The organism is Micromonospora hortensis (genome assembly GCF_022230935.1).
GTDB classification, from domain to species: Bacteria; Actinomycetota; Actinomycetes; order Mycobacteriales; family Micromonosporaceae; genus Micromonospora; species Micromonospora hortensis.
The window spans coordinates 161,981-184,671 of sequence record NZ_JAKKFE010000009.1 but is presented as its reverse complement, the minus strand read 5'-3'; the positions used below and the strand labels follow the sequence as shown (position 1 = coordinate 184,671).

Annotated in this window: 23 protein-coding genes and 1 riboswitch; of the genes, 11 read left to right on the top strand and 12 right to left on the bottom strand. The window is 71.5% G+C overall.

Features of this window, described 5'->3' with window-relative positions:
* Positions 1-14 precede the first annotated feature (14 nt).
* A complete protein-coding gene (nrdR, locus tag NIE111_RS05830) occupies positions 15-515 on the top strand; it encodes a transcriptional regulator NrdR (protein WP_091400542.1) in 501 nt (166 codons plus the stop codon).
* 67 nt (positions 516-582) lie between these two features.
* Positions 583-3,456 (top strand): vitamin B12-dependent ribonucleotide reductase, encoded by a 2,874-nt coding sequence (locus NIE111_RS05825; RefSeq protein WP_372488285.1) that lies wholly within the window; start codon positions 583-585, stop codon positions 3,454-3,456.
* A gap of 215 nt (positions 3,457-3,671) precedes the next feature.
* Here NIE111_RS05825 and NIE111_RS05820 read toward each other — a convergent pair whose 3' ends face one another.
* Together NIE111_RS05820 and NIE111_RS05815 are read right to left on the bottom strand one after the other, a co-directional pair.
* A complete protein-coding gene (locus NIE111_RS05820) occupies positions 3,672-4,568 on the bottom strand; it encodes a bifunctional 5,10-methylenetetrahydrofolate dehydrogenase/5,10-methenyltetrahydrofolate cyclohydrolase (protein WP_238683381.1) in 897 nt (298 codons plus the stop codon).
* A gap of 13 nt (positions 4,569-4,581) precedes the next feature.
* Positions 4,582-4,663, bottom strand: a riboswitch (ZMP/ZTP riboswitch).
* Between the two features lie 174 nt (positions 4,664-4,837).
* Positions 4,838-5,149: an NIPSNAP family protein gene (locus NIE111_RS05815; RefSeq protein WP_238683380.1), complete on the bottom strand. Its 312-nt coding sequence runs from the start codon at positions 5,147-5,149 to the stop codon at positions 4,838-4,840.
* An 88-nt stretch (positions 5,150-5,237) separates the two neighbouring features.
* On the opposite strand from NIE111_RS05815, the gene NIE111_RS05810 reads away from it, so the two are divergent.
* Positions 5,238-5,807, top strand: a complete 570-nt coding sequence (locus NIE111_RS05810; RefSeq protein ID WP_238683379.1) for an RNA polymerase sigma factor — start codon at positions 5,238-5,240, stop codon at positions 5,805-5,807.
* 10 nt (positions 5,808-5,817) lie between these two features.
* Positions 5,818-6,789 carry a CU044_5270 family protein gene (locus NIE111_RS05805; RefSeq protein ID WP_238683378.1) on the top strand — a complete coding sequence of 324 codons (972 nt, stop codon included), beginning with the start codon at positions 5,818-5,820 and terminating at the stop codon, positions 6,787-6,789.
* Between the two features lie 23 nt (positions 6,790-6,812).
* On the opposite strand, the gene NIE111_RS05800 is transcribed toward NIE111_RS05805, so the two are convergent.
* Positions 6,813-7,925, bottom strand: coding sequence for an FAD-dependent monooxygenase (locus NIE111_RS05800; protein WP_238683377.1), 1,113 nt, complete (start codon positions 7,923-7,925; stop codon positions 6,813-6,815).
* Positions 7,926-8,070: 145 nt separating this feature from the next.
* On the opposite strand from NIE111_RS05800, the gene NIE111_RS05795 reads away from it, so the two are divergent.
* A complete protein-coding gene (locus NIE111_RS05795; protein ID WP_238683376.1) occupies positions 8,071-9,006 on the top strand; it encodes a DUF2332 domain-containing protein in 936 nt (311 codons plus the stop codon).
* 17 nt (positions 9,007-9,023) lie between these two features.
* On the opposite strand, the gene NIE111_RS05790 is transcribed toward NIE111_RS05795, so the two are convergent.
* Positions 9,024-9,965: a MerR family transcriptional regulator gene (locus tag NIE111_RS05790; RefSeq protein WP_238683375.1), complete on the bottom strand. Its 942-nt coding sequence runs from the start codon at positions 9,963-9,965 to the stop codon at positions 9,024-9,026.
* Positions 9,966-10,019: 54 nt separating this feature from the next.
* A complete protein-coding gene (locus NIE111_RS05785; RefSeq protein ID WP_238683374.1) occupies positions 10,020-10,583 on the bottom strand; it encodes a dihydrofolate reductase family protein in 564 nt (187 codons plus the stop codon).
* A gap of 148 nt (positions 10,584-10,731) precedes the next feature.
* Between NIE111_RS05785 and NIE111_RS05780 the strand changes: the two genes are divergently transcribed.
* Positions 10,732-10,986: a DUF5522 domain-containing protein gene (locus tag NIE111_RS05780; protein ID WP_238683373.1), complete on the top strand. Its 255-nt coding sequence runs from the start codon at positions 10,732-10,734 to the stop codon at positions 10,984-10,986.
* Between the two features lie 99 nt (positions 10,987-11,085).
* Positions 11,086-11,634 carry a hypothetical protein gene (locus tag NIE111_RS05775; protein ID WP_238683372.1) on the top strand — a complete coding sequence of 183 codons (549 nt, stop codon included), beginning with the start codon at positions 11,086-11,088 and terminating at the stop codon, positions 11,632-11,634.
* A 32-nt stretch (positions 11,635-11,666) separates the two neighbouring features.
* Here the strand turns inward: NIE111_RS05775 and NIE111_RS05770 are convergent, their stop codons facing one another.
* A complete protein-coding gene (locus tag NIE111_RS05770; RefSeq protein WP_091400569.1) occupies positions 11,667-12,356 on the bottom strand; it encodes an iron-dependent transcriptional repressor DtxR in 690 nt (229 codons plus the stop codon).
* Positions 12,357-12,456: 100 nt separating this feature from the next.
* Here NIE111_RS05770 and NIE111_RS05765 point away from each other — a divergent pair, with 100 nt between their 5' ends.
* From NIE111_RS05765 to NIE111_RS05755, 3 genes are read left to right on the top strand one after another with little or no spacing between them, the layout of a single operon-like run.
* Entirely contained in the window at positions 12,457-13,317 is an 861-nt protein-coding gene (locus NIE111_RS05765; protein WP_238683371.1) for a sulfurtransferase, read from the top strand.
* 48 nt (positions 13,318-13,365) lie between these two features.
* Positions 13,366-14,547 (top strand): acetoin utilization protein AcuC, encoded by a 1,182-nt coding sequence (locus NIE111_RS05760; RefSeq protein WP_238683370.1) that lies wholly within the window; start codon positions 13,366-13,368, stop codon positions 14,545-14,547.
* 25 nt (positions 14,548-14,572) lie between these two features.
* Positions 14,573-17,128 carry a bifunctional acetate--CoA ligase family protein/GNAT family N-acetyltransferase gene (locus NIE111_RS05755; protein ID WP_238683369.1) on the top strand — a complete coding sequence of 852 codons (2,556 nt, stop codon included), beginning with the start codon at positions 14,573-14,575 and terminating at the stop codon, positions 17,126-17,128.
* A gap of 10 nt (positions 17,129-17,138) precedes the next feature.
* Here the strand turns inward: NIE111_RS05755 and NIE111_RS05750 are convergent, their stop codons facing one another.
* From NIE111_RS05750 to sigB, 4 genes are all read right to left on the bottom strand, one after another.
* Positions 17,139-17,546 (bottom strand): VOC family protein, encoded by a 408-nt coding sequence (locus NIE111_RS05750; protein WP_238683368.1) that lies wholly within the window; start codon positions 17,544-17,546, stop codon positions 17,139-17,141.
* The gene (locus NIE111_RS05745) at positions 17,543-18,040 is read right to left on the bottom strand and encodes an SRPBCC family protein (RefSeq protein ID WP_238683397.1); all 498 of its coding nucleotides are present in this window, start codon (positions 18,038-18,040) and stop codon (positions 17,543-17,545) included. The genes NIE111_RS05750 and NIE111_RS05745 overlap by 4 nt, the downstream gene beginning before the upstream one ends.
* A gap of 5 nt (positions 18,041-18,045) precedes the next feature.
* The gene (locus NIE111_RS05740) at positions 18,046-18,426 is read right to left on the bottom strand and encodes an ArsR/SmtB family transcription factor (RefSeq protein WP_238683367.1); all 381 of its coding nucleotides are present in this window, start codon (positions 18,424-18,426) and stop codon (positions 18,046-18,048) included.
* Positions 18,427-18,545: 119 nt separating this feature from the next.
* The gene (sigB, locus tag NIE111_RS05735) at positions 18,546-19,562 is read right to left on the bottom strand and encodes an RNA polymerase sigma factor SigB (RefSeq protein WP_372488283.1); all 1,017 of its coding nucleotides are present in this window, start codon (positions 19,560-19,562) and stop codon (positions 18,546-18,548) included.
* Between the two features lie 233 nt (positions 19,563-19,795).
* On the opposite strand from sigB, the gene NIE111_RS05730 reads away from it, so the two are divergent.
* Complete coding sequence (locus NIE111_RS05730) at positions 19,796-20,584, top strand: sporulation protein (RefSeq protein ID WP_238683396.1); 789 nt, start codon at positions 19,796-19,798, stop codon at positions 20,582-20,584.
* Positions 20,585-20,693: 109 nt separating this feature from the next.
* Here NIE111_RS05730 and dtd read toward each other — a convergent pair whose 3' ends face one another.
* Complete coding sequence (gene dtd / locus NIE111_RS05725; RefSeq protein WP_238683365.1) at positions 20,694-21,116, bottom strand: D-aminoacyl-tRNA deacylase; 423 nt, start codon at positions 21,114-21,116, stop codon at positions 20,694-20,696.
* The gene (locus tag NIE111_RS05720) at positions 21,116-22,600 is read right to left on the bottom strand and encodes a DUF7782 domain-containing protein (RefSeq protein ID WP_238683364.1); all 1,485 of its coding nucleotides are present in this window, start codon (positions 22,598-22,600) and stop codon (positions 21,116-21,118) included. The genes dtd and NIE111_RS05720 overlap by 1 nt, the downstream gene beginning before the upstream one ends.
* Between the last annotated feature and the right edge of the window lie 91 nt (positions 22,601-22,691).

Below are 22,691 nucleotides of genomic sequence, written 5' to 3'. Positions count from 1 at the left end.
TTTGGAGGTGGGCGATGCGGTGTCCGTACTGCCGGCACGCTGACTCCCGGGTGGTCGACTCGCGGGAGGCCGACGACGGCCAGCTCATCCGACGGCGGCGGTCCTGCCCGGAGTGCGGCAAGCGGTTCACCACCGTCGAGGAGGCGGTCCTCGCGGTCGTCAAGCGCAGCGGGGTGACCGAGCCGTTCAGTCGCACGAAGATCATCGGCGGGGTGCGTAAGGCGTGCCAGGGCCGGCCGGTGGACGACGACTCGCTCGCGCTGCTCGCGCAGCGGGTGGAGGAGACGGTCCGGGCCAAGGGGGCCGCCGAGATCCCCAGCCACGACGTGGGCCTGGCGATCCTGGGTCCGCTACGCGACCTGGACGAGATCGCCTACCTGCGGTTCGCCAGCGTCTACCGCTCGTTCGACTCGCTCGCCGACTTCGAGCGCGAGATCGAGACGTTGCGGGCCGCGGCGCGAGCCCGGGAGCAGGGCCGGGCCGATGCGGTTGAGGCCGCCGGCCGTACCAGCTGAGACTTCACGGTTTTTCAAGAGATTGGGACGCGCGGTGGGTGACCGCGCAGACGAGGGGGGCGACGGCGTGACTACTAGCCGTTCACGAAGCAAGGCAGGCGCGGGGCTGAAGATCGAGCGGGTGTGGACGACCGAGGGGGTCCACCCGTACGACGAGGTCTCCTGGGAGCGCCGTGACGTCGTGATGACGAACTGGCGGGACGGCTCGATCAACTTCGAGCAGCGTGGGGTGGAGTTCCCGGAGTCGTGGAGCGTCAACGCGGCGAACATCGTGACCACCAAGTACTTCCGGGGAGCGGTGGGGACCCCGGAGCGGGAGTGGTCGCTCAGGCAGTTGATCGACCGGGTGGTCACCACCTACCGCACCGCGGGTGAGGAGTACGGCTACTTCGCCAGCCCGGCCGACGCCGAGGTGTTCGCGCACGAGCTGACCTGGATGCTGCTGAACCAGGTGTTCAGCTTCAACTCGCCGGTCTGGTTCAACGTCGGCACGCCGTCGCCGCAGCAGGTCAGTGCCTGCTTCATCCTGGCCGTCGACGACTCGATGGACTCGATCCTCGACTGGTACAAGGAGGAGGGGCTGATCTTCAAGGGCGGCTCCGGCTCCGGGGTCAACCTGTCGCGGATCCGCTCGTCCCGTGAGCTGCTCTCCTCCGGCGGCAACGCCTCCGGCCCGGTCAGCTTCATGCGCGGCGCGGACGCCTCCGCCGGCACCATCAAGTCCGGCGGCGCGACCCGCCGGGCGGCCAAGATGGTCATCATCGACGTCGACCACCCGGACATTCAGGAGTTCGTTGTCACGAAGGCGCGCGAGGAGGACAAGATCCGCGCGCTGCGTGATGCCGGGTTCGACATGGACCTCGGTGGCTCCGACATCGTCAGCGTGCAGTACCAGAACGCCAACAACTCGGTCCGGGTCTCCGACGAGTTCATGTCGGCGGTCGAGAACGGCAAGGGCTTCGACCTGCGGGGCCGGCTGGACGGCTCGGTGATCGAGACCGTCGACGCCAAGAACCTGTTCCGCTCCATCTCCCAGGCAGCCTGGGAGTGCGCCGACCCCGGTCTGCAGTACGACGACACGATCAACGACTGGCACACCTGCCCGGAGACCGGGCGGATCACCGCGTCGAACCCGTGCTCGGAGTACCTGCACCTGGACAACTCCTCGTGCAACCTGGCCTCGCTCAACCTGATGAAGTTCCTCCGCGCCGACGGTGGCTTCGAGGTGGAGAAGTTCGTCAAGTCCGTCGAGTTCGTCATCACCGCGATGGACATCTCGATCTGCTTCGCGGACTTCCCGACCGAGAAGATCGGTGAGACGTCCCGCGCCTACCGGCAGCTCGGCATCGGCTACGCCAACCTGGGCGCCCTGCTGATGGCGACCGGCCTGCCGTACGACTCGGACCAGGGCCGCTCGGTCGCCGCGTCGATCACGTCCCTGATGACCGGCACCGCCTACCGCCGTTCGGCCGAGCTGGCCGGCGTCGTCGGCCCGTACGACGGCTACGCCCGCAACGCCGAGCCGCACAAGCGGGTCATGCGTAAGCACGCCGCGGCCAACGACGAGATCAAGCCGACCAGTCCGGTGGCCACCGCGATCGTCCGCGAGGCGACCAAGCAGTGGACCCAGGGCAACAAGATCGGTGATAAGAACGGTTGGCGCAACGCGCAGGCGAGCGTCCTCGCCCCGACCGGCACGATCGGCTTCATGATGGACTGCGACACGACCGGCGTGGAGCCGGACCTGGCGCTGGTCAAGTTCAAGAAGCTGGTCGGCGGCGGCTCGATGCAGATCGTCAACCAGACGGTGCCGCGGGCCCTGCGCAGCCTCGGCTACCCCGAGGAGCAGGTCGAGGCGATCGTCGAGCACATCGCCGACCACGGCCACGTGGTGGACGCCCCCGGCCTCAAGCCGGAGCACTACCCGGTCTTCGACTGCGCCATGGGGGAGCGGACGATCGCCCCGATGGGTCACGTGCGGATGATGGCGGCCATCCAGCCGTTCGTCTCCGGCGCCATCTCCAAGACGGTCAACATGCCGGAGGCGGCCACCGTCGAGGACGTCGAGAAGATCTACTTCGAGGGCTGGAAGCTCGGCCTCAAGGCGCTGGCGATCTATCGGGACAACTGCAAGGTCGGCCAGCCGCTCTCGGTGGCCAAGTCGAACAAGGCCACCGAGCCGGCCGCCGTCGAGACCGCAGCGGCCGCGCCGGCCGCTGTCGAGAAGGTCATCGAGTACCGGCCGGTGCGTAAGCGCCTGCCGAAGAAGCGCCCGTCCGAGACGGTCAGCTTCTCCGTTGGTGGCGCCGAGGGCTACCTGACCGCGTCGTCCTACCCGGACGACGGCCTCGGTGAGGTCTTCCTGAAGATGTCCAAGCAGGGCTCGACCCTGGCCGGCGTGATGGACGCCTTCTCGGTGGCCATCAGCATCGGCCTCCAGTACGGCGTGCCGCTGGAGACGTTCGTCAGCAAGTTCACCAACATGCGCTTCGAGCCGGCCGGTATGACCGACGACCCGGACGTGCGGATGGCGGCCTCGGTGATGGACTACATCTTCCGTCGCCTGGCGCTGGACTTCCTGCCCTACGAGCGTCGCGCCGAGCTGGGCATCTTCACCGCCACGGAGCGGGCCGCGCAGCTGCGGGCCGAGGCCGACGCGGAGGCTGCCGGCGTCACCGGCGCCGAGCTCACCGCGATGGCGTCGTCCGCGCCGGTGGCGACCCCGGCCAAGCCGGAGGCTGTCGCCCAGCCGGCCCAGGAGATGGCCGACGTGGCCGCCGCCAAGCCGGCTCCGAGCGTGGGCTCCAGCACCGAACTGCTGGAGGCCGTGATCGGCAAGGCCGCCGACGCGCCGCTCTGCTTCACCTGCGGTACGAAGATGCGCCCCGCCGGTAGCTGCTACGTCTGCGAGGGCTGCGGCTCCACCAGCGGCTGCAGCTGACGTACGCGAAACGCGGCGCTGCCCCGGCTCCCTCGTGGGAGTCGGGGCAGCGCCGTTTCCGGGTCCTCTGGAGGTTCGCGCGGGAGGGCATGTTGTCGTTGGCCGTGATGCCTGTGAGTCATCTTGATGACTCACAGGCATCACGCTCGTCAGGGTGTTGCGCGGTGGGCTGCCAGGCGGGCCATCGGCTCAGGGAAGCCGGGACGGCGGGTGATCTAGCTTGCTCGCTCGGCGGCGCGCACCGCATTGCGGAACAGCATCGCGACGGTGGTCGGACCGACCCCGCCGACCCGGGGCGTGATGGCGCCGGCGACCTCGGCGCACGCTTCGTCCACGTCCGGTAGGAGGCGCCGGCCTTCGTAGCGGACGCCGGCGCCGATGACGACGGCGCCGGGCTTGACGTGCTCAGGCCCCACGATCCCGGGTACGCCGGCGGCGGCCACGAGGATGTCGGCGCGGCGGGTGTAGCGGGCCCAGTCGGGCACACCTGTGTGGACGACGGTGACGGCGGCGTTGGCGGTCGGGCGCTTCTGAGCGAGCAGCATGGCCAGGGGGCGGCCCAGGGTGGCGCCGCGGCCGAGGATGACGACCTCACGACCGGCGACGGGGATCTCGTAGTAGGCCAGCAGGGCTTCGATGCCGGCGGGAGTGCACGGCAGCGGGCCGGGCAGGCCGACGGCGAGACGCCCCATGTTCAGCGGATGCATGCCGTCGACGTCCTTGTCCGGATCGATGGTCAGCAACGCCGCGTCGTAGTCCAGGTGCCCCGGAACGGGGTACTGCACGAGCAGCCCGTGTACGGCCGGATCGTTGTTGAATCGGGCAATGGTCTGGTGTAGCTCGGCCTGGGTGGCGGTGGCCGGCAGATGCACGTGCGGGGACGCGAACCCGAGCGCGGCAGCCTGACGTTGCTTGATGGCGATGTAGCCGGCGCTGGCGTCGTCGTCACCGACGAGGATGGTGGCGAGGCTCGGTGTGATCCCGCGGTTGCGCAGGCGGGCGGCTGCGTCGGCGGTCTCGGCCAGGACGGCTTCGGCGACGGGTGCACCCGGCAGCAGGCGGGCCGTGCCCGACGGGGTGTGCTGTTCTGTGGATTCGCTGGTCGTGGTCATGATGGTTCCTCGACGCAGGCGCCCAGGCGGTCGACGCCCGCGAGAGGCTCCCCGATGGTTCCACCATCCCCGTGCCGCCAGTCGCCGGTGGTTCGATGATGCCGCATCACCAGGGCGGTTGCCCAATTGGACCAGCAGTGCCGCCGTCAGCGCCGGGCAGGCTCACGCCGGGGGCATGGTGCCGGTCGGCGGTATACCTCAGAGGCATAAATATGCCTCTGAGGTATACCGCTCTTCGGGGTTGGTGCCGTCGACAGGGCCGGGTGGGCTCAATCAGTTGGCAGGAGCGGGCGCATGAACGTTCGCTCGTACCGCACGACACAACCCGAGCTTTCGCGGATGCTGTCAGCCGCGACGAACTCCGGGTCATTGCCGAACCGTGCGCGGTAACGCTCGTACGCTGCCAGGCTCTCGAAGCTGAACAGCGCCTCGGCCTTGTCGCTGGCGCCCTCGGCGGGCAGGAAGTAGCCGTGGTGCACACCACCGTGCTTGGTCACCAGCCGCATCCATGCTCGGGCGAAGTCTTCGAACGCGTCGATCTGCGCGGGGTCGATGGTGTAGTGGAGGACACAGGTGATCATGGCGTCACCCTACGGACCGGATTGTTCGGTAACACCCGCGCTCCGGCTTACGAAGAAGGGGTGTGAAGGCTACGAGGGAGGACGGCCTGTGAGTGAGCCGAGCCGAGCCGACGACGACATTTCCGGCATCGGAACCGATCCGGTGGCCTTCGAGGTCTTCTACCGGCGGCACCTGGAGGCCGTGGGCCGGTTCGTGGCGCGGCGGGTCGACGACCCACACCTCGCCGCCGACCTCACCGCCGACGTGTTCCTGGCGGTGATCGAGTCGGCGGCCGGGTACCGACCGGACCGGGGTAGCCAGATCGGCTGGCTGTACGGGGTGGCCCGCAACGTCATCGGCGACGAGCGGCGTCGGGCGGCCCAACGGCTGCGGGTGACCGGACGGCTGGCCGGACGACGGGACCTGGGCCCCGACGACATCGCCCGGATCGAGGAGCGGATCGACGCCGAGTCGGCGGCCCGCCGCACCCATCGGGCACTGAGCGAGCTGCCCGAGGGCACCCGGACGCTCGTCGAACTCGTCGCCGTGGACGGCCTCACCGTCGCGGAGGCGGCGACGGTGCTCGGGATGTCACCGGTCGCCGCTCGGGTCCGCCTGCATCGTGCCCGCCGCGTCGTCCGCGCCGTGCTCGCCCGCCCGGTCACCACCCTCGCCTGATGAGACGGAGATGACGATGAACGAGACCGAACGGTCGCCGCAGGGTTTCGAGGAGCAGCTCCTCAGGGATCTGACCGCACACGTCGCCCAGCGGGCCGAGATGGCGTCGGCGGCCCGTCTCGCCGGACGGCGTACCCGGTTTCTGCGCGGTTGGCGCCTTGCCGGAGCGTTCGGGCTGGCGGTCGCGCTGACCGCCGGTGCGCTGGTGGTGCAGACGGTCAGGGTGGGCGACCAGCCGCCGCCGACGGCCAGCGCGTCGGAGATCTTCCATCTGGCCGCCGACGCGGCCCGGCAGCAGCCGGAACTCACCGCCCGACCCGATCAGTACGTCTTCACGGAATCCCTGGCGACAATCCGGGACCTGCCGGACAGCGGCCCTTACCAGACCATTCGGAACCAACTGTGGGAGTCGGCCGGCGGGGTCGCGTACACGCAGGGACGTTACCGACCGGAGACCGATCCGAACGGGTGGGGCGAGCTGACGGTGCTCCGGATGAGCGATGCCGCCGATCCCACGAAGGATCTCGACGCGTTCCAGCCGCCCGCGTACCACGGCAACCTGCCCACCGATCCGGATGAGCTGCTTCGATACCTTGGGGAAAACCCGGTCGACCTGCATCTCCCCGAAGGCGCCGATGAGGAGGCCGTGTACGGGGACGAGAGCATGGTGTACACCACCGCGCGGTCGATGCTCGACGGCTACGTGCCGCCCCGAGCGCTGGCGGCGCTGTTCGAACTGCTGGCGCGGGAGCCCGGAGCGGTCGTCATATCGGGCGACGTGGTGGACGCCGCAGGTCGACACGGGGTGGCGATCCGGATGCCCGGCGTGATCGGTGGCAACGAGGACTTCCTCTTCGACCGCGACACCCACGTCTTCCTGGGCCGCCGTGGGTCGGTGGTGCGCAACGGCAAGGAGTCCCTGCACACGGCTGTCGCGCTACTCCGCGTCGCCATCGTGGACCGGCCGGGCCAGCTGCCGTGAGCGGGCCGGTCACCTCGGACCGGTCAGGGCTGGGCGAACAGGGGGCCGTAGTTCGAGCGGAACATCTGCTCGCCGAGGCGGCGCATCACCAGGTCGCGCAGCGAGGGCGGGAGCCCGGTGGCCCTGTCCCGGCGGTGGGTCTGACTGAGCACCCAGTTGGTACGCGGGCGACGCCGCGCCTCGAAACCACGCAGCGCGTCGGCGACGGAATCGGCGGCGGCCAACGACAACGCGAGCACGACCGCGTCCTCCAGAGCCATCGCCGCGCCCTGGGCCATGTTCGGCGAGGTGGCGTGGGCGGCGTCGCCGATCAGCAGCACCGGGCCCCGGGACCAGGATTCGAGCACGACCTCCTGGTTCGGCCCGGCGTGCAGGGTGCCGTCGTCGTAGTCGAGGGCCTTGAGCATGGTGGCCACCGGCTCGGTGAACGTCGCGGCCAGCTCGTCGCGCCAGCCGGGCCGGTCGGCCACCGGGCCGTCGTTGTAGTAGCAGTACGTCTGCTCGGCGCTGATCGGGATGGTCAGGAACTGCCTGCCGCGACCCAACTGCACCGACCAGACCGGTTCGTCGTCGACGCGGGGAGCGACCCACCGGTACGCGTACTGGCCGAGGTCGCGGGCCACCTGGCCGTCGAAGGCGAGTCGGCGGACCGTCGAGTTCACCCCGTCCGCGCCGACCACCAGGTCGTACCGTCCGGTGCTGTCGTCGTCGAACTCGACGGCGACCTGGTCGCCCTCTTGCAGGAGTGCGACCGGCTGGCGGCCCCAGCGGATCGGGGCGTCGCCGACGCCGTCGAGCAGCGCCCGGTGCAGCTGTGCCCGGGGCAGCGACACGCACGGCCCGACGCCCCGCCACAGCGCGGCCACGTCGATGTCGAAGAGGCGACGCCCGCGCTGGTTGGCGCTGCGCTGCCGGGTGACCTCCACGGCGCCGTCGGCGACCGGCTCCCACAGACCGAGTACGTCGAGCATCCGCGTCGCGTTGCCGGTGAGGTAGATGCCGGTGCCGGAGTCGGTCGGCTCGGAGGCCCGCTCGACCACGTCGATCGTCGCGCCCCACTCGCGTAGCGCGGCCACCGCCGCCAGTCCGGCGACACCTCCACCGACGATCAGTACCCGGACACCGTCACCCCGCACGACACGTTCCTCCCCGTTGCCCCTGCCCGCACCCCGACTGAGCTGCTGCTCAACGGTCCAGCCGCCGCAGCACTCTACGAGGCGGGTGAGCCAGCGCACGGGAACGGGGGCTGAAATACCGAGGAATGGGCTGCGACGATGAGGCATGACGACCGCTGAGACGTACGCCGAGTTCGGCAGCCGCGAGGCGCGCGGGGTGTCGCCCACGTACGAGCGCCTGTCGCAGGCCGTCGCCGGCGACGACGAGCTGCTCACCCTGCTCGGCGGGCTTCCGTCGGCCAAGCGGCAACCGAATCTGCTGTTCGGCGTCGTCCGTTGGCTCGGTGGCCCGGTCGACGACCCGGCCGCGTTCCACGACTACGTGGTGACGCACTGGCCGGCCATCGAGACGCAGATGCGCACCCGGGCCACCCAGACGAACGAGGCGGGCCGGTGCGCTGTCCTACTGCCGGTGCTCACCGCGTTGCCGCAGCCCCTCGCCCTGCTGGAGGTCGGTGCGTCGGCCGGGCTCTGCCTCTACCCCGACCGGTACGCATACCGCTACGGCGACCATCAGGTCGGCTCCGGTGAGCTGGTCCTCGACTGCGCGGCCGACGGGTTGGTGCCGCCGGGAGGCGTACCCCGGGTGGTGTGGCGGGCCGGCCTGGACCTCAACCCGCTCGACGTGACCGACAGCGACGACGTGTCCTGGTTGGACGCGCTGATCTGGCCGGAGCACGCCCACCGGCGGGCCCGGCTGCGCGCCGCGGCGGCCGTCGCCGCCGCCGACCCGCCGCTGCTGGTCCGCGGCGACCTGGTGGACGACCTGCCGGCGCTGGCCGCGCGAGCGCCGACCGACGCGACGCTCGTGGTCTTCCACACGTCGGTGCTCTATCAGGTGCCGCCGCCGCGCCGGGACGCGTTCGTCCGGTTGGTCCGCGAGCTGCCGGGGCACTGGGTCGCGAACGAGGGGCCGGAGGTGCTCCGGTACGACGCGTTGCCCGAGCCACCCGACGATGCGCTGTACAACGTTCTCGCGCTCGACGGGAAGCCGCTGGCCTGGGCGAGGGGCCACGGCCAGGCGATGACCTGGTTCGGCTGACGCCACTATCGGTCAGCTCAACGGGTCAGCTCGGGCATCCGGGCGCGCAGGGCCCGGATGAACCAGTCCACCGCCGGCGCCGTCGCGTCGCCTGTCGACCAGCCGTTGATCACCGCCAACAGGTCGAGGTAGCGGTCCCGGCGGGGATCGTTGGCCGGCACCAGCCGGTCGAGCAACCGCCGACGCAGGTCGGCGTCGTCGGAGTGACAGCGCAGGCTGGCGTACCGGCCGGTGACGGCTGCGACCACCGGGTCGGCGTCCGGGCTGGTCGGGTCGAGACCGGCCGCGAGGGCGTGGGCCACCGCGTCCCGGACCACAGCGACGGCGTCCGGGCGGGGCAAACCCGGCACGTCGTGGTCGGCGGCGTGCTGCCGGACCAGCTGCCGCATCCCGGCCCGGAACTCCGGCTCCCGACACAGCTCGGCCAGTTCCAGCCACGCCTCGACCTGCTCGATGCTGGGGTCGTCCGGAAGCTCCGGTGTCATCGAGACGATCACACCCGGGTACGCGGGTTGGTCGCCGAGACCGGCGAAGACGCTTGCCAGGAAGTCGGCCACCAACTGCCCCCGTTCCCGGGCGGTGAGCCGGGCCAGCCGGTGCAGCTCGTCCACCTCGGCCGGGCCCGACCCGCGCCTCGCCGCGACGGTGAGCACCGCCTGGCGCAGCCGCAGCACCCGGATCTGCACGGCCAGCGCCTCGGCGTGCGCGGCGGCCACCTCGGGCACTGTCACCTCCTGGTTGACCACCCGCCGGATGGTGGCCAGGTCCAGGCCCAGCTCACGCAGTGTCCGGACCAGCTCCAACCGGGCCACGTCCGCCGGACCGTACCGGCGGTAGCCGGCCGGGCTCCGGTCCGTCGGGGGCACGATCCCGCTGTCGGCGTAGTACCGGATGGTCTTGACGGTCAGGCCGGTCCGCCGGGCCAGCTCGCCGATCGTGTGATGCGTCTCCCCGCTCATGCCTCCACCCGCGTGTCTCCCCCCGGTGGAGACTCAAGCCGCTGCGCTCATCGGTCAGCGGACCCTCTGGTGACGGAGCAGGACCACCCCGTTGCCGAAGACCCGGCTCTCCACCAGCCGCAGACCGGTCGGAGTCTCGGTGTCGGGGAAGAGTCGACGGCCCCTACCGACAAGCACCGGGTGGACGTAGATCCGGTACTCGTCGATCAGGTCGTGCCGGGCGAACGTCGCGGCCAGGTCGGCCCCACCGAGCGCCAGGTCTCCGCCCGCTTCGGCGGTGAGCTTGCGGACCTGCTCGACGTCGACCTCGCGTACGACAGTGGCGTTCCAGTCGGCGTGGTCGAGGGTGCGCGAGTAGACGATCTTCGGCATGTCCCGCCAGATCCGGGCGAACTCGCGCTCCGGGCCGCTGGCGGCCGGGTCCTGATCGGCGGTCGGCCAGTAGGCGGCCATCATCTCGTGGCTGACCCGGCCGCTGAGGAACCCGCCCATCGGGGCGATCACGTCGTTGAAGTGCTGGTGCAACTCCTCGTCGACCTGGTGCCAGCCGATGTCGCCGCCGGGGCCCTCGAAGAACCCGTCCAACGACAGACTCATCTGCACAACGATCTTTCGCATTGCGTCTCCTCCGTATGCGTCGACGGGTGTCGAACCCCGATCGTCGTCGGACCGTACGACGAAACGACCGGTCGCCGCGACGACGCCGAGGGTATGTCTCGCCCCAGGCAGCGGAAGGCCGACCACGAACCGTCCCTAGACTGCTGCGGTGACCGGAGAGCGACTACCCCTGGCCGACCGGCCGCTCACCGAGCCGCACCCGTCCCGGCTGCCGTCCGACCATCCCGACCGGGCCCGGATCCTCGCCGCGCACACCGCCGCGTTGGCGGCCGGTGAGGCCGGTTACCTCGACCCGGCGAGCGGGCTGTTCGTGCTCAGCGCCGGTTTCCTGGCCCGCCGGGGCACGTGCTGTGGGCGCGGCTGCCGGCACTGTCCGTACGTGGATGATCCACCCTCGGAATAGGCGTGGACGAGGACTTCCGCGCGACACCGACACCCCGTACGGTGTCCGACGGACATCTGGCGGGCGCCTTCCGCCGTCGGTTCGGCGAGAGGGTGGAGTGTGCGCGGTCGGATCGTGGTCGCCGGGCTGGCCGGGCTGTTGGTGAGTGGCTGTGCCGACGAGGCGGAACCGGTGGCGGTGCCGCCGCCGGTGCCGATCGCTGTGGACGTGGCGGCGGCCTCCTCGGGCGGCGCCTGCCGTCTGCTGGACTTCGCGGTGATCGAGCAGGTGGTGAAGGTCCGCTTCGACGTGGCGGCGGCCAGCGAACAGGGCGACACCCACACCTGTGTGGTCCGGGCCGCGGGTGCCACCCTGCCGGAGTTGACGCTCAGCGTGACCGAGACCACTGTCGACAAGGCCAGCTTCGGCGCGGACGTGGTGCCGGACAAGGCGGCGAAGGTCACCGGGCTGGGCCAGCAGGCGTACAAGCGGACCACCGCCGCGGCGAGCGGGCACGGGCCGGTCGCCGAGGTGGGCTGGCTGGCCGGCGACGGACGGCTGGCCACGGTGAGCTGGACCACTGCCCGTGGCAGTGAGCGCTCAGTGGTGGAGAAGCTGACCGGTGACCTGACCGCGTTGGCGAAAAAGGTGGACACCCGGGCGTTGTGACGCCCGGATGCCCGGTTGCTCAGCCCGTTCGCTCAGTTGGCGGCGACGAAGACCCGGGAGGCGACCTCACGGGGCAGCCGCACCCGGTCACCGGAGCGGTCGATCGACACCCCGTCGCGTTCCTGGGCCACTGTCACAGTGGCACCCGGGTCGACACCGGCGGCGTGCAGTTGGCGCAGCACGTCGGCGTCCTTCTGCACGCTCTCGCAGATCCGGCGCACCACTACCGACCCGGAAAGGCCGGGGAAGGCCAGGTTGCGCTCGCCCTCGGCGGCCTCGGTGGTCTCCGCAGCCGGCGAACCCAGCTCCTGAAGCCCGGGGATCGGGTTGCCGTACGGGGAACGGGTCGGCCGGTTGAGCAGGTCGTAGACCCGCTTCTCCACCGCGTCGCTCATCACGTGCTCCCAGCGGCAGGCCTCCTCGTGGGCCTCCTCGTAGGGCATCCCGATGACGTTGACCAGCAGCAGTTCGGCGAGGCGGTGCTTGCGCATCACGGACACGGCGCTGCCGCGACCCAGTGCGGTGAGCGTCAGGTGCCGGTCTCCCTCGACTGTGAGCAGGCCGTCGCGCTCCATCCGGGCGACGGTCTGGCTCACTGTGGGGCCACTCTGCTGCAGCCTCTCGGCGATCCGGGCACGCAGCGGTGGCACCCCCTCTTCTTCCAGCTCGAGGATGGTGCGCAGGTACATTTCGGTCGTGTCGACCAGGTCGTGAGACTTCATAAGGTCAGCGGCCCTCCGGTGCACGATGTTACCTCGGCGAACGGCTGGTGACCTTCGCCGAACCGCGTGCCGTCTACGCGAATGGTGTTGGATGGTCGCCATGTCCGGTACCCAGGAGCTGTTGGTCGAGGTCGATCGGCTCGTCGCCGAGCTCGACCAGGCCGATCCGCCCACCCTGCTCGACGTCCGCTGGCGGCTCATCGGCTCGCCCGGGCGCGACGACTACCTCGCCGGCCACCTGCCCGGGGCGGTCTTCGTCGACCTGGACACCGCGCTCTGTGGGCCGCCGGGCGCCGGCGGCCGGCACCCCTTGCCCGACCCGGCCGCGTTGCAGGCCGCGCTGCGGGCCGCCGGCGTCCGCGCCGGTCACCCAGTGGTGGTGTACGACGGCGGCGACGGCCTGGCCGCATCGAGGGCCTGGTGGACGCTGCGCTGGGCGGGTCACCGGCCGGTGCGCCTGCTGCACGGCGGCTACCCGGCCTGGGTCGCCGCCGGCCGGCCCGTCTCCACCGACGCGCCCACCCCACCTCCCGGTGACGTCGTGGTGCGCCCCGGTGATCTTCCGGTGCTCGAGGCCGGGCAGGCCGCCGTGCTGGCCGCCGCGGACGACGCCGTGTTGCTCGACGTACGGACGGCGCCCCGCTACCGCGGCGAGGTCGAGCCGATCGACCCGGTCGCCGGGCACGTGCCGGGAGCGGCGAACCTGCCCGCCGGGGAGTACGTCGGGCCGGACGGCCGTTTCCTGGCCGCCGACGTGTTGAGTGAGCGGTTCGCCGCCGCCGGGGTGGCCGAGGGGCGGGCCGTCGGGGCGTACTGCGGCTCGGGAGTGACAGCCGCCCAGGCGGTGCTCGCGCTGCACCTGGCCGGCCGCACGGACGCCGCGCTCTACGTTGGATCGTGGAGCAACTGGGTGGCGGACCCGGCCCGACCGGTCGCCTCCGGGTCGACACCCGGCCGCTGACCAGCGCGTGCGGTGGGCCGGCGCCGATCCTCGTGCGACGATGGGCTCATGTCCGACGACACTGTGGTGGTGTGGGACGAGTCGCTGCTCGCCTACGACATGGGTGACCATCCACTCGACCCGGTCCGGGTGGAGCTGACCATCGCGCTCGCCCGCGAGCTGGGCATCCTGAATCGGCCCGGGGTGCGGATGGTCAAGCCGGAGCCCGCCGACGATGCCCTGCTCACCCGGGTGCACGCGCCGGCCTACCTCGCCGCTGTGCGCAACGCGCCGCGCGACCCGCTCTTCGCCGGGTACGGGCTGGGCACCTCGGACAACCCGGTGTTCGAGGGCATGCACGAGTCCAGCGCGCTCATCGCCGGGGCGACGGTTGCCGCCGCCGAGGCGGTCTGGCGCGGCGACGCCCGGCGGGCGGTGAACGTTGCCGGTGGGCTGCACCACGCGATGTCCGCCCGAGCCTCCGGCTTCTGCGTCTACAACGACCCCGCGGTGGCCATCGCCCGCCTGCTCGACCTGGGCGCCGAGCGGGTCGCGTACGTGGACGTCGACGTGCACCACGGCGACGGGGTGCAGGACATCTTCTGGAACGACCCGCGGGTGCTGACGGTCAGCGTGCACGAGACCCCGCTGGCGCTCTTCCCGGGCACGGGTTTCCCGGACGAGACGGGTGGGCCGGGTGCGCAGGGCACCGCTGTCAACATGCCGTTGCCGCCCGGTGTCGACGACAGCGGCTGGCAGCGCGCGTTCCACGCGATCGTGCCGTCGGTGCTGCGCGCGTTCCGGCCGCAGGTGCTGGTCAGCCAGTGCGGCGCCGACGGGCACCGACTGGATCCGCTGGCCGACCTGAACCTGACGGTGGACGGGCAGCGGGCCACCTACCTGGCGATGCGGGCGCTCGCCGACGAGTTGTGCGAAGGCCGGTGGGTGGCCACCGGCGGCGGCGGGTACGCGCTCGTCGAGGTGGTGCCCCGGGCCTGGAGTCACCTGCTGGCAGTGGCCACCGGTGACCCGATCGACCCGGCCACGCTCACGCCACCCGCGTGGCGGGACCTGGTCGCCTCCCGCCGTCTGGGCCGGGAGATACCGCTGCGGATGACCGACGACGCCGACCCGTCGTACGAGCCGTGGCAGCCGACCGGCGAGCCGAACGCCGTGGACCGGGCGATCGCGGCCACCCGCAAGACGGTCTTCCCGCTGCTCGGGCTCGACCCGCACGATCCACGGGACTGAGCCGGGCCGGGGGGAGGGCGTTCCGGTGACGACAGTGGATCAGCCGGTCGACGTGCTGCTCAGCGATGGCAGCACGGTCCAGTTGCGACAGATCGACCCGGCCGACGCGCCGGGCATCGTGGCGATGCACAGCCGGTTCTCCGAGCGCACCCGCTACCTGCGCTACTTCTCGCCGTACCCGCGCATCCCGGAGCGGGATCTGATCCGATTCGTCACTGTGGACCACCACGACCGGGAGGCGTTCGTGGTGCTGGCCGCCGACCAGATCGTCGCTGTCGGCCGGTACGAGCGCCTCGGCCCGCAGGCCCCCGAGGCGGAGGTGGCCTTCGTGGTGGAGGACGCCTACCAGGGGCGGGGGATCGGCTCGGTGCTGATGGAACACCTGGCCGACGCGGCCCGCCGCAACGAGATCATGAGCTTCGTCGCGGAGGTGCTGCCGGCCAACGGGACGATGCTGCGGGTCTTCGCCGACTTCGGCTACCAGGTCCAGCGCGAGTACGCCGACGGCGTGGTCCACCTGAGCTTCCCCATCGCGCCCACCGAGGCCAGCCTGGAGGTGCAGCGCGGCCGGGAGCACCGCACCGAGGCCCGCTCGATCGCCCGGCTGCTCGCCCCGCGCGGCATCGTCGTCTACGGTGCCAGCGCCACCGGTCAGGGCGTCGGCGCGGCGGTGCTCGGGCACCTGCGAGATGGCGGGTTCACCGGTGCGGTGGTGCCTGTGCATCCGAGCGCGTCGACAGTGGCGGGCCTCCCCGCGTACCCGTCGGCGGTTGATGCCGGTGCGCCGGTGGACCTGGCGGTGGTCGCGGTCCCTCCGGAGGCGGCGACCGCCGTGGTCGCCGACGCCGCCGCCGCGGGGGTGCACGGCCTGGTGGTCATCTCGGCCGGCTTCGCCGAGGCCGGCGGCGAGGGCGCGGCTGCCCAGCGGGCGCTGGTCCGCGCGGCGCACGCGGCCGGGATGCGTGTCGTCGGCCCGAACTGCCTGGGCGTGGCGAACACCGACCCGACGGTACGCCTCAACGCCACCCTCGCCCCGGCGTTACCGCCGACCGGTCGGGTCGGCATCTTCAGTCAGTCCGGTGCGTTCGGGGTGGCGCTGCTCGCCGAGGCGGACCGGCGGGGCCTCGGGCTGTCCAGCTTCGTCTCGGCCGGCAACCGGGCCGACGTCTCCGGAAACGACCTCCTGCAGTACTGGCAGGACGACCCCGGCACCGACGTGATCATGCTCTACCTGGAGACCTTCGGGAACCCGCGCAAGTTCGCCCGGTTGGCTCGGCGGATCGGCCGCGCCAAACCGGTCGTCGCGCTCGCCTCGCCGGCCCGCCCACCCGGGGTCGGTGACGCCGCCGGGCCGGACGAGGTGGCGGTGGCCGCGTTGTTCGCCCAGTCCGGTGTGATTCGGGTGGACACCGTGCCGGAGCTGCTCGACGTGGGTGTGCTGCTGGCCAACCAGCCGTTGCCGGCCGGCGGTCGGGTCGGTGTGGTCGGCAACTCCTCGGCGCTCACCGGGCTCGCCGCTACCGCCTGCGTCGGGCACGGCCTGAGCGTGGCCGACGGCTATCCCCGCGACGTCGGGCCGAGCGCCGGTGCCGCCGAGTTCGCCGCCGCGCTCGCCGAGACGGCCGCCGACGAACGGGTGGACGCCCTGGTGGTGGTCTTCGCCCCGCCGCTACCCGGCCAGCTGACCGCTGTGGACGCCGACGTGACCGCCGCGCTGCCGGCCGCCCTCGCGCTGGGCAAGCCGACGGTGGCGACGTTCCTGGTCGGGCGGCTGCCACCGGGGGTGCCGGCGTACGGCGGCGTGGAGGAGGCGGTCCGCGCGCTCGCCCGCGCGCATCGGTACGCCGAGTGGCTTCGCCGCCCGCCGGGGGTGGCACCGGAGCTGCCCGACCTCGATCGTGCCGCCGCGCAGGCCGCGCTCCGGGCCGACGGCACCGACCCGGGCGCGCTGCTGGCCGCGTACGGCATCGACGTGGTGGCCTCGGTATCCGTCGACTCGGTCGACGCCGCTGTCGACGCGGCGGCGCGGCTGGGCTTCCCGGTGGCGCTCAAGGCGGCCGCTCCCGGGCTGCGGCACCGGCTCGACCTCGGCGCGGTCCGGCTGGACCTGCCCGACGAGCCGACCCTCCGCCGGGCGTACACCGACCTGGCGGCGACCTTCGGCCCGGACGCGCTGGTCCAGCCGATGGTTCCGCCCGGCGTGGCCTGCGTGGTGGAGGTGGTGGAAGACCCCGCTTTCGGGCCGGTGGTCGGCTTCGGCCTGGGCGGGGTCGCCACCGAGCTGCTCGGCGATCGGGCCTGGCGGGCGGTGCCGCTGACCGACCGGGACGCGGCCGAGTTGGTCGACGAGCCTCGGGCCGCGCCGCTGCTGCGGGGGCACCGGGGGGCCGCACCGGTCGACCGGGCGGCCCTGGCCGATCTGCTGCTACGGGTGGGTCAGCTCGCCGACGAACAGCCCCGGGTGCGCTCGCTGACCCTCAACCCGGTGCTCGCCCGCCCGGATGGCATCTCGATCCTGCACGCGCAGGTGGGGGTGGGTGGCGTGGTCGCCCGCCCGGACACCGGCCCCCGCCGCCTGTGAGCGTGCCCGGTCAGGCGCGGCTGGAGATCTGCTGGACGCCCCAGGCGTTGCCGTCCGGGTCGGCGAAGAAGACGAAGCCGACGTTGTCCAGTGGATCCGGCACCGGCCGGGGGTTCTGACCCACCACCTGGATCTCACTTACCTCCACCCCACGTTCGACCAGCTCATCGTGGGCCCGCTTCAGGTCCGGCACTACCAGTTGCAGGCCCTTGAGCGAGCCGGGCGGCATCTCCGGGACGACGCCCTTGCCGATCACGATCGAGCAGCCCGAGCCGGGCGGCGTCAGCTGGACGATGCGCGCCTCGTCGCTGATCACCGTGTCGTGATCGACAGTGAAGCCGAGCTGGTCGGCGTAGAACTTCTTCGCCCGCTCCACATCGGAGACCGGGACGATCACCACTTCGAGTGTCCAGTTCATGGGTGCTCTTCCTCTGTCGTCGTTGTTGACCGCAGCAGGTCGGCCAGTCGGGTGAAGCTCTGCCCGACGCCCCGCGCCATCGGATAGCGCAGCACGATGTTCCGTCCCTCCGCGGTGGCGTAGAGCAGCGTGGTGGTGACCGTCGTCCGACCGGCCAGTTCGGAGAACTCGTGGCTGACCAGCGTCTCGCCCGGGTAGGACTGGTCGTCGAACAGCTCGGTGTAGAGCAGACGGTGCGGTGGCTCGATCTGCCGGTAGACCCCAGCCTGGACCATCCGTGCGCCCTCCGGGCCCCGCGACACGAACCGCCACCGCCCGCCGACCCGCAGGTCGACGTCGCACTCCGTCAGCCTCCAGCCGCGCGCGCCGTACCACCGAACCAGCAGTTCGGGTTGGGTGAAGGCGGCGAACACCAGCTGTGCCGGTGCCTCGAACAGCCGACTCAAGACGATCTCCCGTTTGCCCGGGGTGTGGACGACGAGCGGATCGTCGATGGTGGTCAACCGCCCGTTCCGTTCGGTCTGGCGGGCCGACGCCCGGTGTCGGTGCGGTCGACGGACTGGAGTTCGTCGAGCAGTGTGTCGAGGCGCTGATAGCTCTCCGCCCAGTAGTCGCGGTAGTCGGCGAGCCAGGCCGTCGCCTCCCGCAGCGGGCGGGCCTCCAATCGGCGCGGACGGCGCTGGGCGTTTCGCCCCCGGCTGACGAGACCAGCGCGTTCCAGCACCCTGAGATGCTTGGAGATGGCCGGCTGGCTCATCGCGAAGGGTGCTGCCAGCTCTGTCACTGTCGCCTCCCCGGCCGCGAGCCGGGCGAGGATGGCACGCCGGGTCGGGTCGGCCAGCGCCGCGAAGGTCGCATCCAACAGCTCCGTGTCCGCCACGAATAACCTCCTGGTTCTATAACCAGTTGGTTCTATCGCGATGCGGCGTCTTCGTCAAGCACCCCGACAGCACGGGAGGCCCCGGCGAACCGCCGGGGCCTCCCGTGGAACCGGGTGCGTCAGCAGGCGTACGCCTCCAGGCGCTGGGCCCGCTCCGGCGCGCGCAGCTTCAGCAGCGTCACCTTCTCGATCTGCCGGATCCGCTCCCGGGACAGGCCGAACTCCCGACCGACCTCGTCCAGGGTGCGCTGGCGGCCGTCGTCCAGGCCGAACCGGAGGCGGATGACCGCCTGTTCCCGCTGGGACAGGGTGGAGAGCACGATGCTGACCTCGTTGCGCAGCTCGCCCTGGGCGGCGGCGTCGCCCGGCTCGGTGCGCGGGTCCACCGACGCCACGAAATCGCCGAGCGCGCTCTCACCGTCGTCGCCGACGGCCTGGTCCAGGCTGACCGGCTCCCGGTCGTAGGAGATCAGCTCGATGACCTGGATCTCGGGGATCTCCAGTGCGCGGGCCACCTCGGCGACCGTCGGTTCGCGGCCCAGCGTCACCGCCAGTTCGCGGCGGGCCCGGACCATCCGGTTGACCTGCTCGACCATGTGCACGGGGATGCGGATGGTGCGGGCCTGGTCGGCCATGGCGCGGGTGATGGCCTGTCGGATCCACCAGGTGGCGTACGTGGAGAACTTGTAGCCCTTGGCGTAGTCGAACTTCTCCACGGCCCGGATCAGACCGAGGTTGCCCTCCTGGATCAGGTCGAGAAACGCCATGCCACGGCCGGTGTAGCGCTTGGCGATGCTGACCACCAGCCGCAGGTTCGCCTCCAACAGGTGGTCCTTGGCCGCCCGACCCTCGGCGACGATCAGCTCCAGGTCGGCTCGCAGCTCCGCGGAGACCGGGGTGCAGGTGGCCAGTTTCTCGCCGGCGAACAGGCCGGCCTCGATGCGCCGGGCCAGGTCGACCTCCTGCGCGGCGGTCAGCAGCTTCGTCCGGCCGATGCCGTTGAGGTAGGCCCGGACCAGGTCGGTGGAGATGCCGCGCTCGTCGGTGGCGTCCAGGTCGACGAGGGCCTCGGAGGCCCGGTCGGTGTCGGTCGTGGTGGCCGGGCGCGTCCGGTGTTCCGTCATCTGCAGAACCATCTCTGTCTCTCCCCGTTTCCACGTCGGTGCCGTGTTCCCGGCCCAGTGGTGCCGGTGTGAACAACAGCTTGGCGGGCGGGGCGTAAAACGGGAGTGAGGCGATCGGGCACCCGACAGGAATCGCGTCGGATCGCTGGTGCGGTGTGTCGTCGGAGTGTGTGGTTGCCCGCCCCGGCTACGTTGCGGACGGCCGGCCACCTCTGGTCGGTTGGAAACGACAGTTGGAGGACGGTGTGGTCTTCAAGCGGCTCATGAAGGCGATGGGCGTCGGTGGTCCGTCGGTGGAGACGGTGCTGGCCAACCCGAACTGCCGCCCGGGCGGCCAGTTGGAGGGCCGGATCCAGGTGTTGGGCGGCGACCACCAGGTCGACATCGACCACGTCGCCCTCGGCCTGGTCACCCGGGTCGAGGTGGAGAGCGGCGACAACGACTACGACACCACTCAGGAATTCCACCGCCAGCAGGTCACCGGAGCGTTCCGGCTGGAGCCCGGACAGCGCTACGACATCCCGTTCCGCTTCGACGTGCCGTGGGAGACGCCGGTCACCGAGCTGTACGGGCAGCACCTGCACGGGATGACGATGGGTCTGCGTACCGAGCTGGAGGTCGCTCGCGCGGTCGACAAGGGTGACCTGGACGCCGTGTCGGTGCACCCGCTGCCGGCGCAGGAGCGACTGCTGGACGCGCTGCTGCGGCTGGGCTTCCGGTTCGCACGCGCCGATGTGGAACGTGGTCACATCTACGGCGTACGCCAGACGTTGCCGTTCTACCAGGAGATCGAGTTCAGCCCGGCGCCGCAGTACGCCCGCTCGATCAACCAGTTGGAGGTCACCTTCGTCGCCGACGCGCAGCAGATGCAGGTGGTGCTGGAGGTCGACAAGCGCGGCGGTGTCTTCACCGAGGGCCGGGACGCCTTCGGCCGGTTCACCGTCGACCACGCCACCGCCGACCGCACCGACTGGACCGCCGAACTCGACAACTGGCTCCGCCAGTCCCTAACCCGCCGAGGCCTCTTCTCCTAACCCCACCCAGCCCCGCACCCCCAGCCCCGTCCGTCGATCATGAAGTTATTGCCATGACACGCCGCGCCGGCGGGTAATAACTTCATGATCAACAGGGGTGGGGGTGGGGTCAGAGGTCCAGGAGGAGGGTTTGGGGGCCTATGTTGATGCTTTCCACCAGCATGTGGGCGCGGAAACGGCCGGTCTCGACCTTTGCTCCTCGTTCCCGTAGGGCGTCGACCACCGCTGTCACCAGTGGCTCGGCGACCTCGGCGGGAGCGGCGGCGGTCCAGCTCGGTCGGCGGCCCTTGCGGACGTCGCCGTAGAGGGTGAACTGACTGACCACCAGGATCGGCGCGCCGGTGTCGGCGGCGGACCGCTCACCGTCCAGGATGCGCACCTCGTGCACCTTGCGGGCCATCGTCTGAGCGGTCTCCACGGTGTCGGTGTGGGTCACCCCGAGCAACACCAGCAGGCCGTTCTCGATGGCGCCGACCACCTCGCCGTCCACCGTCACGCTGGCCCGCCCGACGGTCTGCACCACCGCCCGCATCAGGCGCTCACCGGCTCGATGAAGCCGCGCTCCACCAGGTGCGCCACGATCGGGCCGGCGGCCTCGGCCATCTCGTCGGGCTCGACGTCGTGCGCGGCGGCGAGCAGTGCGAGCTGGTCACGCAGCGGCAGCCGGCCGTCGGCGCCACCGACCAGCGCCAGCACCAGCGGGTCGATCTCCTCGGTCCAGCGCAGGCCGTGCGGCATCGCGAGGACCTGCCGGTCCACCCCCCAGCCGTCGTCGCCCATGGTGGCCTCCTGTCGCAGCTGGAGGCCCTCAGCAGCCCGGTAGCGCTCGGCGAGCAACGCCTCGGTGTCGCGTACCCGGAGAAAGTCCTGGCGGTCGAACCAGGCGGCGACCCGGTCGCCCAGCGGTGGCTGCACCCGCTGGCGCAGATCCTCCACCCGGACCACCGGGTCGGCGTGCCCGCCCCGACGCAGCGACACGATGCCGAAGCCGATGCCCTCCACCTTGTGCGCGTCGAACCAGTCCAGCCAGGCGGCCATCCGCTGCGGGTCGGCGGTCTCGCCGACGTCGGTGAGCCACAGGTCGACGTACGCCATCGGGTCGGCCACCTCCCGCTGGATCACCCAGGCGTCCAGGCCGGTCCCGGCGAACCAGCCGGCCACCCGCTCGTTCCACTCCTCGCCCGCGACGTGCACCCAGTTCGCCAGGTACTGCATCGTGCCGCCCTCGGTGAGCAGGCCCGGGGCCGCGGCGGCGAGTTCGGCGCCGATCGCGTCACCGACCCGGCCGGAGTCGCGGTACACGTGCGTGGTCGTGCCGGGGCCGACCACGAACGGTGGGTTGCTCACCACCAGGTCGAACCGCCGACCGGCCACCGGGGCGACCATGTCGCCGCGGAGCAGTTCCCAGTCCTGACCGTTGAGGGCGGCGGTGGTCGCGGCGAAACGCAGCGCCCGCTCGGAGAGGTCGGTGGCGGTCACCGACCTGGCGTGGGTGCCCAGGTGCAGGGCCTGGATGCCGGAGCCGGTGCCCAGGTCCAGTGCGGTGTCGACCGGCCGGCGCATGGTCGCGCCGATCAGGGTGTGGGTCGCCCCGCCGACGCCGAGGACGTGCTCGGCGTGCAACGGGCGACCCGGTCGGGCGCTGGCCGGCACGTCGGCGAGCACCCACCAGTCCTCACCGTACGGCTCCAGGTCGATGCCGGCACGCAGGCCGTCGCCGTACCGCTCGATCAGCCCGCCCGCGAGGGCCTCGGCCAGGCTCAGGGGCGCCAGCGCGGCGGTCACCGCGGCCTCCGACTCGGTCTGGGCGCAGATGAACAGCCGGATCAGGGTGCCGAGCGGGTCGCCGTCCTCGGTGGCGCGCAGCGCGGCCCGGTAGTCGTTGCGGGCGACCGCCGCGGTCGCCTGGGCGCCCAGCCGCTCGGCGATGCCGTGGCTGGTGAATCCGGTCCGGGTCAGTGCGCCGCGCAGCGCGTCGACGCCGGCGGGGGAGAGCAGCATGTCGTGTTCGTCCACCCCGACATCCTGCCCCCCGTCGCGTCCCGGATCAGCGTCACCCGCCGGAAGGTGTCGGAGCGTCGGTGTCCGCCCGGCTCGGTACGCCAGG

What these genes read in the sequence shown, in the direction of transcription:
- nrdR (WP_091400542.1), top strand. Translation starts at nt 15, where the DNA reads ATGCGGTGTCCGTACTGCCGGCACGCTGACTCCCGGGTGGTCGACTCG.
- NIE111_RS05820 (WP_238683381.1), bottom strand. Translation starts at nt 4,568, where the DNA reads ATGACCACGACCAGCGAATCCACAGAACAGCACACCCCGTCGGGCACG.
- NIE111_RS05815 (WP_238683380.1), bottom strand. Translation starts at nt 5,149, where the DNA reads ATGATCACCTGTGTCCTCCACTACACCATCGACCCCGCGCAGATCGAC.
- NIE111_RS05805 (WP_238683378.1), top strand. Translation starts at nt 5,818, where the DNA reads ATGACGATGAACGAGACCGAACGGTCGCCGCAGGGTTTCGAGGAGCAG.
- NIE111_RS05795 (WP_238683376.1), top strand. Translation starts at nt 8,071, where the DNA reads ATGACGACCGCTGAGACGTACGCCGAGTTCGGCAGCCGCGAGGCGCGC.
- NIE111_RS05790 (WP_238683375.1), bottom strand. Translation starts at nt 9,965, where the DNA reads ATGAGCGGGGAGACGCATCACACGATCGGCGAGCTGGCCCGGCGGACC.
- NIE111_RS05785 (WP_238683374.1), bottom strand. Translation starts at nt 10,583, where the DNA reads ATGCGAAAGATCGTTGTGCAGATGAGTCTGTCGTTGGACGGGTTCTTC.
- NIE111_RS05770 (WP_091400569.1), bottom strand. Translation starts at nt 12,356, where the DNA reads ATGAAGTCTCACGACCTGGTCGACACGACCGAAATGTACCTGCGCACC.
- NIE111_RS05765 (WP_238683371.1), top strand. Translation starts at nt 12,457, where the DNA reads ATGTCCGGTACCCAGGAGCTGTTGGTCGAGGTCGATCGGCTCGTCGCC.
- NIE111_RS05760 (WP_238683370.1), top strand. Translation starts at nt 13,366, where the DNA reads ATGTCCGACGACACTGTGGTGGTGTGGGACGAGTCGCTGCTCGCCTAC.
- NIE111_RS05750 (WP_238683368.1), bottom strand. Translation starts at nt 17,546, where the DNA reads ATGAACTGGACACTCGAAGTGGTGATCGTCCCGGTCTCCGATGTGGAG.
- sigB (WP_372488283.1), bottom strand. Translation starts at nt 19,562, where the DNA reads ATGGTTCTGCAGATGACGGAACACCGGACGCGCCCGGCCACCACGACC.
- dtd (WP_238683365.1), bottom strand. Translation starts at nt 21,116, where the DNA reads ATGCGGGCGGTGGTGCAGACCGTCGGGCGGGCCAGCGTGACGGTGGAC.